Origin of the sequence: Paenibacillus dendritiformis (assembly GCF_015845845.1) — a bacterium.
Lineage (GTDB): Bacteria > Bacillota > Bacilli > Paenibacillales > Paenibacillaceae > Paenibacillus_B > Paenibacillus_B dendritiformis_C.
Genome location: NZ_LDIG01000154.1, coordinates 1 through 10387, shown reverse-complemented (window position 1 = coordinate 10387; position 10387 = coordinate 1). Strand labels below are relative to the sequence as shown.

General features: G+C 43.4%; 9 protein-coding genes and 1 pseudogene. All 10 read left to right on the top strand.

What is annotated here, in order from left to right:
* Nucleotides 1-687, top strand: a 687-nt coding sequence (locus tag ABD76_RS15290) for a transposase (RefSeq protein ID WP_197256362.1), incomplete at its 5' end; no start/stop codon positions are given.
* A 671-nt stretch (nucleotides 688-1358) separates the two neighbouring features.
* A complete protein-coding gene (locus ABD76_RS15285; protein WP_338125128.1) occupies nucleotides 1359-1745 on the top strand; it encodes a hypothetical protein in 387 nt (128 codons plus the stop codon).
* Between the two features lie 7 nt (nucleotides 1746-1752).
* The gene (locus tag ABD76_RS15280; RefSeq protein ID WP_197258125.1) at nucleotides 1753-3456 is read left to right on the top strand and encodes a hypothetical protein; all 1704 of its coding nucleotides are present in this window, start codon (nucleotides 1753-1755) and stop codon (nucleotides 3454-3456) included.
* A gap of 207 nt (nucleotides 3457-3663) precedes the next feature.
* A complete protein-coding gene (locus tag ABD76_RS15275; protein ID WP_197258124.1) occupies nucleotides 3664-4206 on the top strand; it encodes a hypothetical protein in 543 nt (180 codons plus the stop codon).
* A complete protein-coding gene (locus ABD76_RS15270) occupies nucleotides 4207-5760 on the top strand; it encodes an AAA family ATPase (RefSeq protein WP_197258123.1) in 1554 nt (517 codons plus the stop codon).
* 345 nt (nucleotides 5761-6105) lie between these two features.
* A complete protein-coding gene (locus ABD76_RS15265; RefSeq protein WP_197258127.1) occupies nucleotides 6106-7812 on the top strand; it encodes an SWIM zinc finger family protein in 1707 nt (568 codons plus the stop codon).
* Nucleotides 7813-8941: 1129 nt separating this feature from the next.
* Entirely contained in the window at nucleotides 8942-9244 is a 303-nt protein-coding gene (locus tag ABD76_RS15260) for an AbrB/MazE/SpoVT family DNA-binding domain-containing protein (RefSeq protein WP_006285820.1), read from the top strand.
* The gene (locus ABD76_RS15255; RefSeq protein WP_197258122.1) at nucleotides 9245-9637 is read left to right on the top strand and encodes a type II toxin-antitoxin system death-on-curing family toxin; all 393 of its coding nucleotides are present in this window, start codon (nucleotides 9245-9247) and stop codon (nucleotides 9635-9637) included.
* Nucleotides 9638-9802: 165 nt separating this feature from the next.
* Nucleotides 9803-10078 carry a hypothetical protein gene (locus tag ABD76_RS15250; RefSeq protein ID WP_197258121.1) on the top strand — a complete coding sequence of 92 codons (276 nt, stop codon included), beginning with the start codon at nucleotides 9803-9805 and terminating at the stop codon, nucleotides 10076-10078.
* Nucleotides 10079-10176: 98 nt separating this feature from the next.
* Nucleotides 10177-10387 (top strand): annotated as a pseudogene (locus ABD76_RS15245) (IS1380 family transposase); the annotation flags it as partial.

The following is a 10387-nucleotide window of genomic DNA, read 5'->3' as shown; positions in this document are numbered from 1 at the left end:
GGCGAAACGATGCTGGATCTGCTGCCGGGTAGGAAACTGGAGGAATTGCGTGCCTATGCCCAGGCGCATCCCGACTTCCTTCGGCTGAATCCCAAAGCAGTGGTCATGGATTTGGCCCAGGCTTACCATACCTGGATCAGCGAGTGTTTCCCGAATGCGATTCGCATCGCAGATCGCTTTCATGTCCACGGTTATGTAATCGAAAGCGTGCAAGAAGTTCGAAAAACGGTTCAGCATACCTTATCGCCGCGAGCGCGAGCGTATTTGAAAGCGAACCATCGTTTGCTGAATCCTCCAGCGGAATCGCTGAGTGAAGAAAGCAGAAAACGACTGGAAACGCTACTGAATTATTCTTCGCTTCTGCGCAGCGTGTGGGAGTGGAAAGAAGCCTTCACAACTTGGTATGACCGCTCGCCCAGCTATGCTGTTGCCCGACTCGGATTTGAGCGTTGGTGCGAGCAAGGCGATCAGATCGACCATGCAACGGTACGCAGCACGCTGGGGACGATGCGAAATTGGAAAGAGGAAATCGTGAATTATCATCAATGTCGCTGGACAAACGCGACCGTAGAAGGCCGTCATAATCGCATTAAAGCGTTTCAACGTCGCCATTACTTTATGCGAAATCCCAATCGTTATAAAGCAGGTATTCTTATCGAATGCAACCGTCACCGGTTGATATGCTGATGGCGGAAGGGGTTATTAAACTAATATTCAACACTGTACCCACCCAGTAGAGCGAAGAGCCCAAAATTTTCTCTTCGTACCTACATAACCATGATTAAATCGCATAATTAATGCATTAATTTCAAATTGAGATGCATGTCCTTCTCATATTATTAATCCTTTATTTCATATATCGCTGTTTATTCAAAATTGTAACGTACAAAAAAGCTACCTCAAGTACAACCATATATCTTATCCGTTATAAATGAGAAAATTCAATCTCCGCACGTAGATATGCCATCTCTTCTCTATACTGGGAAATTTCGTTTTTGGCCATGGAAAATCCCCACCCTTCAACAAGATTAAGTCCATCTTAATAGATGTCTTTTTGCTCTTGACTATTAGAAGGGATAATACCAAGGTTTTTTTGCGTTTTCGATAAGGTGATATCTTCACTTTGTTCACAGTATAAAATGTCGCTAAGAGTTTACAAAGTTATCCAATCTGAAGTGTTGAATAAAGCGAAGTTCAACATATTCATCCATCATGTTCCATGATATACTAAAACTAACCATCATTCAGTTCCTGGAGGTACTATGCGGAGATCGATATTAGGACTTAATACACGGGCTGAAACTACTACTAATCTAGATGTTGCGCCCAGGCAGCATGCTGTAGTTCGCTTGGAAGGAGTGGCGCTGGAAAAAAGATTGCGCTCAAAACGCTCAAGCGCTTTCGTTGAAGCGATGACCAAGCTGGATGCTAGCGGTGTGGTTGCCACAAAGGAGAAAGTTCAAGAGTTTATTGATCAAATAGCCAGTGAATTTCCTGAGTTAGCGGGAGATCAACTTCCGTTAGGTGTTGTGAGTAAGTGTTACTTGGGGAATCCTTATGAAGTCCACTCGCTAGATGCTAGATTACAGATTATCGATCATTATAAGCGAGGAGAAATATTGCCTAATGGAATGGAAAAAGCCAGAAGGCTGGCTATGCATCCTGGCTACGCCTACATCGAGGTATTTATGAATATGATGTGCGCCGTATCCCGCTCTGGTGAAGTATCTATGATTAAGGAGTAGATAATCAATGTCGAATCAAACGATCTCAACGGCTAACTTGAGTCGGATAGAAAATTCGTTAAGCGCTATTAATGACAATATTAATGTAGTAGCTTATCAGGTTGCTACAGTAGAACAGCAACTGGAAGTGACGCAGAGCGATCTAGAACAGCTTGCAGAAGAGTTTCGTGAATATGTTCGTCAGGATGCTTTGATCAAAAATGTCCAGTTGGCAGAAATGAGATTAGTTAAGGTTAGACAAGAGCTGGAAAATAAATACGGTCACTATGAGGATGTTCGTCGAAGAGCGATTGGAATATTGCAAGCCGTCGACACCAGTTTGGTGCGTAAGGATACAATCGAGAATGCATCGGAAGAGCAGCTGCTGGCTGCCCCACGGTATTGGCTGGCGCCATGCCTAATCGCACTATCCGCATGGCTTAGTGATAAAAAGGAGCTGGCTGAGAAGGCAGTTATTGAAGCGTTGCGAAGAGATGATGAAAAGACATCCTTGTTTTTTGCATTGGTTGCACGTCGAGGAGGACGTTATCAATCAAGCCGCACTTGGTTGGAACGATATTTTGGTCAGCAAGATCCGAATGAGCTAAAAAGAGAAATCGTTGTTTTGATTGATGGCTTTTCTAACGGAATTTTTGGCCCAGAAGCTAGAGTGAAATGCGGCTTATTAATTAAAAGCTGGCTAGACGAGCTTTCGCAAAAAGCAGGTTTTATAGAAACGCAGCGAGAGCAATGGAAAATGGCGCTTTTGTCACGTAAAGAAAAGCTGGATTCTTCCAAATTTATTCATTTGCAAAAATATAGTCCAACGTGGCCACAGCTTCAGCATGCGCTTGAGGGTGCAAAGCTGCATAATATTATATTTCAATATTTTAATTTTATACTTACCCAAGACATTATTCCTTCTAAAAATTTGGCTTTTGCCGTAGACCAACTTCTCGACATTTTAGTTCGTGAATTCGATGAAGAAGAATTACCGCTGCGCCGTGAAGAACGATTGAATGAATTAATTATAAAAGAAGATGGAGATAAAAGTTCGGCTCAAAATTTGTTCGCTAACGAAAAGGTCATTGAGGAAAAAGTTGATTTTACCCAGTTGCTAACGAACTTCTCCATGTATCCAACAGAATCAAACGCATCTGTTGCTACCCAAAAGCTGGCCATAGCATTATCAAAAGAATGGATTAAACATGCCCATGATGATTTGACTGCCGAAAATCGTAATGCGGTTCCTATCGATATTGAGATCAAATTGGACGATTGGACGGGCACTTCGAGGGACGGAAGCAATGAGGAAGAGCTGATCTCCAGTCTACAACAGCATATCCAATTGAAAAAAGAGGACGCATTAAGAAGAAACAAGCTTGGTGCTAAACATTGGATGTCGTTAGTTGCCGGTATTGGTTTCTTTGTACTCGGTATAGGCACGTTATTTTTATTTATTGCTTCAGCAATCTGTTTGTTTATCTTCATAAATGGTATGTGGAATGTGAAAAAGAATGTAAACATAATTGAGAGAAATTATGAGGAGCTTTTCGCAAATCATAAGCAAGTTTTAGTTGCCACTTTAAGTGACATTGTGGATTACCGCCGTGATTACGAGACGGAAGATGCAAATGCAGGTAAAATAGATGAACTGCTTGATCAAGTTACACCAGAGCAATATACATATTCGACCTTTGATTCTGCTAGAGCTGTTATTTCGTCAAATTAAAAGGAGTGAAATTTTGATGTTAAATAGAAGTAAGCCAATCATTCAGAATTCCTCTACAGAGCCCGCTGCCCAAATGCAAGCGAAGCTGGATCTGAAAATGGAAGAACTGCAGAGGCAAACGATAAATCAATCATTAGCGGAAAGCTTTCCTGCATGGGATTTGAATCCGCCGGCAGTATTAGTTCGTAGACGGAGCTCAAAACTGCTATGAATCCTCCAAACTATTATTCTGAATGGGCGCAGCTGTTTCATCAACTGAAAGAATCGGGCCAGGAAGATGAGAAGATCATTTCTGTTTTAGAAAAAGGAAGATTAGAATGGACGCCGGGTGTAGCTGATAAAATTGTGAATTGCACCTTCGATGTAATTGAATACAAATTAAAGTATACGACACGTCTATTTCAGCAAGAATTAAATCATTCGCGTGGTGAGGAAACAGCAATTATTTCGGCTATTGTAAATGCCCGTCACCGATTTGGTTTGCTTTATCGTCTATGCTGCCTTCCTGTTTTTCCTACTGAGATTAAGGAAGCATTGATAAACGTTGTAAGTAAATATGTCGAAGATTCTCAGGAGGCTTTATTAGAGAGCGCAAAGCATGATCGAACAGGTCAACTTGCTTATACGATTAGACATAACAGTTTGATACAGCAACAGACACAAGCTCCAGCGGCCGCGGCTCGTGAGCCGATTGAACAGAAGGAGTCTAATTCTAATCAATTTAAGTCCAGAAGAAGGGTGCTATTTTAAATGAGTGATCTCCAAACATGCATGAAAACCATGGAGCAATATTTGAAGGCGAGAATTCCCTTTATTTCTATACGTACTGCGGAACGATCTCGTGCGCTTAGCTTTATAGCCCACTTATCAACAAAGTTAAATTTAAATATTGGCTACCATACGTTATCCCAAGGCATGAGAGATATATCAACAAATCGGCTTCTCAATGAGGACCGTTCGGTTATTGGTGGATTAGATTATGTGACACAAAAAATAGGTCAACTGCAAAATCAAACGTTTGTTTTTACAGAAGTGCAAGAACTCGAAGATGACACCCGAATGGCAAGACAACTGCAAGATGCGGTAATGCTCGCTACGGAAACAGGCGGGGCTATCGTTGTTATTACAAACAATCCTGTCTGGGGACCGCTGCAGCGTCTAGGCATGTCGATTACCCTGTCTCCACCTAATGAGGATGAAATGCTGGATATTATTCGGGATCAGATAAATCCTTATCGAAGTGAAATGTTAATTGAGTGGAAAGATGCCGAGGAGAGACAAGCGGCTGCTATACTTGCGGGCATAAGCCAAATTGAGGCCGAAAATGTTATTGCAACATTATTAGCTAACGGCAGCATTATGAACGAGGATTTAAAGGAATTAATGCATGCCAAAGATAAAATCTTTGCCGATATTTCTGGTATTGAACGAGTAATTGTAAGAGAGGACTATCAAATTGGCGGCTTAGATGGTCTAAAATTATGGCTTGAAGCTAACCGACAGTTACTGACGGCGGACTTGCGTGAACGCGGCATTCGCCCGCCAAGAGGAATTTTGTTAGTTGGCGTCCCAGGGTGCGGTAAATCGTTATCCGCTAAGGCTATCGCCTCCTTGTGGAACCTCCCGCTGTATCGTTTGGATTTATCCACCATACATGGACAGTACTTAGGGCAAAGTGAGAATCGTTTAAAAGAAGCATTAGCAACAGCCGATCATGTGGCGCCATGCGTATTATGGATTGATGAAATTGAGAAGGGGCTTGCCGGTGCAGTAGGTGGAGGAGATGGAGGCACATCCATTCGTCTAGTCGGCCAATTCCTTTATTGGTTACAGGAAAGCCTCGCTAGAGTATTCGTTGTTGCAACTGCAAATGATGTATCCAAGCTGCCTCCTGAATTGCTGCGCAGAGGACGTTTCGATGAGCTGTTTTTTGTGGATTTGCCAACTGCGAGTGAACGGGAGGAAATCATAAAGATTTATATTGAAAAAGGATTGAAGAGAACGATATCGAATGATTTATTGCAGCATTTGGTGAGAATTTCAGATGGCTTTGCCGGTGCAGATTTGGAAGCTGCTGTTCGAGATGTTGTGAAGCAAGCATTTGTAAAAGGAGACAATTCCATTACAGACGAAACTTTTATCAACTTCTTTACAAATGTTGTGCCGTTATCACAAACAAGTCCTGAACAAATTGAAGCGATACGTACTTGGGGAAAAGAGAGGGCAGTACCTGCTGGTAAAATAAATGATGAACAGAATGGACATGGCGTTAACCGGCAAAGCGGACGAAAAGTAATTGTATAGTACACCAACGAACGCTGGAACTGCATGCCTAGTTGGAGTGGTAAAGCGACCTCGCGAAGGTCGCTTTTTTGCGTCTACGCCCAGCACGGGCGTCATCATTAGGGTGGAAGCCACGAGCGGGGGGAGGGCGAGCGCCTGCTGTGAGCTAATGCCAAGTGTGACCGCTTCGGAAAAGTAGTGTGGCAACGGGCGCACCTCTGAACTTTTCAGAAGAATGTTACCTGGGATAACTTGCGAGCTTGTGTGAACTTACGGTAACTTGTAAATAAGGTTATGTTAATGAAAAGCGGAATCGATTCGATATTGAGTTTTAGTTTACCAATAAAGAGAAAGCGGGTGAACAAAATGAAGTTGAAGGAAATGGAAAATGTGATCGATCCACTCATTATGGAGCGGGGACAAGTCTACTGGGAAAACGGTCATATCGTTGCTTTTCGTGAAGTGAAGCCCCGGGTTTACCACGCCGAGGTGGAGGGGGTCGTGTTTTACAATGTCGAAATTAAGCTTAGTTCGCGTGGGGAAGTCGTCCATACATTCTGTGATTGCCCCTATGGCAAAGGCCCCATTTGTAAGCATGTCGCAGCTGTCCTTTTGGCAATCAGACATGCCTCCCAAAAAAAGAAGGCGGAATCCGATTCTAAAGGCAAGTCTGCAAATAAAAAGAGTATGGCTGACCATTTGTCCAAGCTCAGTAAGGACGAGTTGGTCGCGCTTCTTGTCCATTTCTCTAACGAAATCACGGAAGTAGAGCAAGCGCTCTCACTGAAATTTATAGACACCGGTGAAAAGGAAAGTGTAAACCATTTTAAAAAAATAATTCGTAACTCTATTAAACAAAACTCTGATCGTTCTGGCTTTGTTGCTTATCGGAATGTTACCAACGCTGTCACGGGTGCCGAAAGCATACTGAAGAAGGCGGAGGAAGCGCTGGAGAGCGGAAATTACGTTCGTGCTGCTGAAATTAATTTTTGCATTATGCATGAGATGGGAGATTTGCTGCAGATGTGTGATGATTCCGGCGGAATCGTCGGAGGTCTAATTCAGGAATGTTTAAACAATGTTCATCGTATATCAGTTCAACTAGAAAATAGCTCCTCTAAGGATAGAGCCGTCCTATTTCAACGAGTTCTCAAGGAGGTGCTCCATCCGAATACAAAGGGCTGGAATGAGTGGCAATTGTCTCTTCTGGAAAGTGCAAGTTATTTGATGGCCACTTCTGCGGAAAAGGATTTATGGGGTGAGTTGATCGCTAAATTAGAGGCGCATGAAAAAAGTCAATCCTTCTCCGGTACTTTTTTTACAGAGCATGCAGCTATACTTCGATACCAAGTCATTCAGAAGTTTGAAGGTGACAGTGTAGCATTGCAATTTTTACAAGACCACCTCGACAATCCGCACTTTCGCAAAATGGCGATTGAAGATGCTATCAAGAGACAGGAATTCGATCGAGCGCTGGAGCTTGCCGAGCAAGGAGAACAACAAGACGCTGAAAAAGGCTACCGCGGCCTTGTTAAACAATGGGAGGAGTATCGCTTCGAAATTTATGGGCATACTCGTCAAGTGGATCTTCAAAAGAAGCTTGCAGAGGAATTCGCAGTGTCAGGGGATTATCATTATTATATGATGTTAAAAGAATTATACAGCAGAGATGAATGGGAAGAGGCATATGAGAGGTTATTAGCCAAATTGGAAGACGAATACAACAGGAATTGGCGAACGGAGTCCTTATACACCCGAGTGCTTATTGAAGAGAAGGAAACGGAGAAATTACTGAATTATGTTCGTAAGAACAAGCGAACGGTACTGGACTACTATCCATACCTCGTAAGTAAATATGCAGAAGAGGTCTTTGTTTTATTTACACAAACCATATCAGAGGAAATCGCCCGCGCTTCCAATCGAAAACAATATCAGAAAGGATGCAGAATGATTCGTGACCTCATTAAAGCAGGCGGGGCAGCCCATGCGGAAAAGGTTATTGAACAGTTATGCTCCACTTATCCCAATCGGCCTGCTCTTATCGATGAGCTGCGAAAGATTAAACGATTCTGATTCGGGGGATATCCAATGTGATTACACCCGTACAAGCCTGTGAGGCGTTGGTCATTCGGTATAATTTACATGGTAAAACGGTCTTCGATAAGGAGGCTCTAACATAAACACAAAGGACTGCTCCTCTTTGGGCAGTCCCTCGCAGCTAATTCAAAAAGTTATAGTGGCTCTCCAAGACCCTCCGCCTTGAGTACATGTGTAAGTGCCTGTAACCGTTCTGCCGTCCCCAGCGATGGTGCCGGTGTAGGCACAGTCATTTCCATCGCTGCTGTTTCTGCGCAAAACCTGGACGTTGTTGCCGAATAGGTTGATCGTCAATACAGCCGTAATATCCGGTGCCCCAGGCATAGTCCATCTTGCATCGAAAATGTTGGTGTCTCCCCGGCGCCGCCACACACCATTCCAGCCGCCTTCTTGTTCATACCAGACCCTGCCCAAATCGATTCTCTCGCGCCGAATGATTGTGGCCGTCCAAGTGCCTCCTCCTCGGATACATCGATAAGTCCCGCTAACCGTACGCCCATCTCTGGAGAGTGTTCCTGGGCCTTCTTGTTCATGCCATTCAATGCCCAAATCTTGCTGTCGAAATGGGACGCCGGATATGTCGGAAGGATAATCAAGTTGATAATACCCACCAAATTGACCGTAACCATACGGGTCGTAACCGGATGGAGCGTAATTGGATTGACCGAACTCGTATTGATACATTGATTATTCTCCTTCGTTGTAACTATTTTGCATTATATTATGTTGGGGATTCGCCTATGGTACCTACAGCCGCCTACTTTGGGCATTCATACACTTTCGATAAGGGAACAGAATCGGCGGCAGTGTAATATCCGGTTAACTTATATTATTTATCGTTAATCAGATTAAATATCTGCGTGAAGGCACCATCGAAGCCATGAAATGATCGGTAGTCTAGCCAGCCGATAACAGATAGTCGACTGCTTCAGCGTAAATTTTCGAACAGGTGTTCCAATCCCCCGTCTCCACCATGAAAAACCCGACTGAATGAGGTCGGGTTTTTGCTTTACTCCTTCGTATTTTCTGTTAGAATGTTATTAAGTTATTACATTAGTAAGGTATAATTTTGTACGCTTGGATCATACTATGAGGAGAGAACATTATGATGAATGGTGTGGTCAATATGGAAAAAGACCGTGACACAACGAAGAGGACTCGATACGCTCGCAAAATAGGCCGAATGGGCAATAGTTTAGGGATTAGTTTACCAAAGAGACTTGCAGAAAAAATGAATGTTACACAGGGTGACGAGATTGAATTTTTCGAAAATGACCAGGGAGAAATCGTAATCAAAAAGGTTTGGAAATCGAATTTGCCTGAACATGTGCGGCCTGAAGTGTTAGAAGCATTTTATGATGTTTTTCATGAGGATAAGGACATATTTAATGACCTAAGGGACCGATAAATGGTAAAGTATTTGACCAAAGAAGAAGTGGTGGCCGGACACTACTTCATGATGAAGCAGATGCGCGATATGGAACAAGCGGGCGTTAAAGATCATTCTCTTCTTGAATCTGCCGTTCATAGGCCGCAGCAAAGTGTATTTGGCGAGGATGCGTATCCAACATTATTTGAGAAAGCAGCTGCGTTGGTTGATTCTTTGGCTAAAAACCATTGCTTTCATAATGGCAATAAACGAACGGCTTATTTATCTGTAAAATCATTCCTTAAAATTAATGGCTATCATCTAAAAATGGAACGGGAATTTGCAGTGAATTTCATGGTAGACATTGTGAATGGGAAATATTCTATTGCAGATATGGCTCAAATTTTTGCAGAAAATTGCATCAAAATGTAAGATGGGGTGGCGGGGATATCTAGCTGGTTTTTTGGTAGCTGGCATCTTCCTCCACAGATATTAGTCACTTAGCTGGATTCCCATATAACGCGATCTCGGGCAGAAGAATTACAAAGGTTGGGATTAGCGTGACCGTTACGAGGGCACGGATTGGGAGGGGTCAGCATGACGGCAAATACGGAAACGGTCTTAACCAAGCAGGGAAAGACCTTTACAGATTATCGGCATTTGACGATTACGGAAGGAACGCAGACTTGTATCCTTAATATCATTAAAGGCGGGCTGTACCCGGATAGAAAGACGATGAATCCGACCTATGAGCCGTATTCGACCAAGCAGGAAGCACTCGACAGGTTGAATGCATTGGCGTGCGAGCTTAGAGGCAAAGGATTTATGGAAGAATCGCGGGATATTTTATTTCAACCTGAATCCGTGAAATGAAATCATAGAAAAGTTAGAAAATGAGCCGCCGGTAAAGTAAAATAAGGAAAAAGGGAAGAATTCCCGTATTTCTTTAACTCACCCCGGAGGTGCCATTGATGAAACCCGTACGTTTTCAACTGGATCAGTCCGTGGAGATGCTGACCGCTCATTCCGGTCTTGCCCTCATTGGCTTGCTCCTTTCCCATACCCAGATTGCCAAGCGCTTGACTCGTTCCTCGCTTCCCGGTGTACATCAACCCACGGTCACTCACCCGGATGTGGTCTACGCGTACCTGGGGCTACTTTGTCAAGGGAAAAGTGACTTTG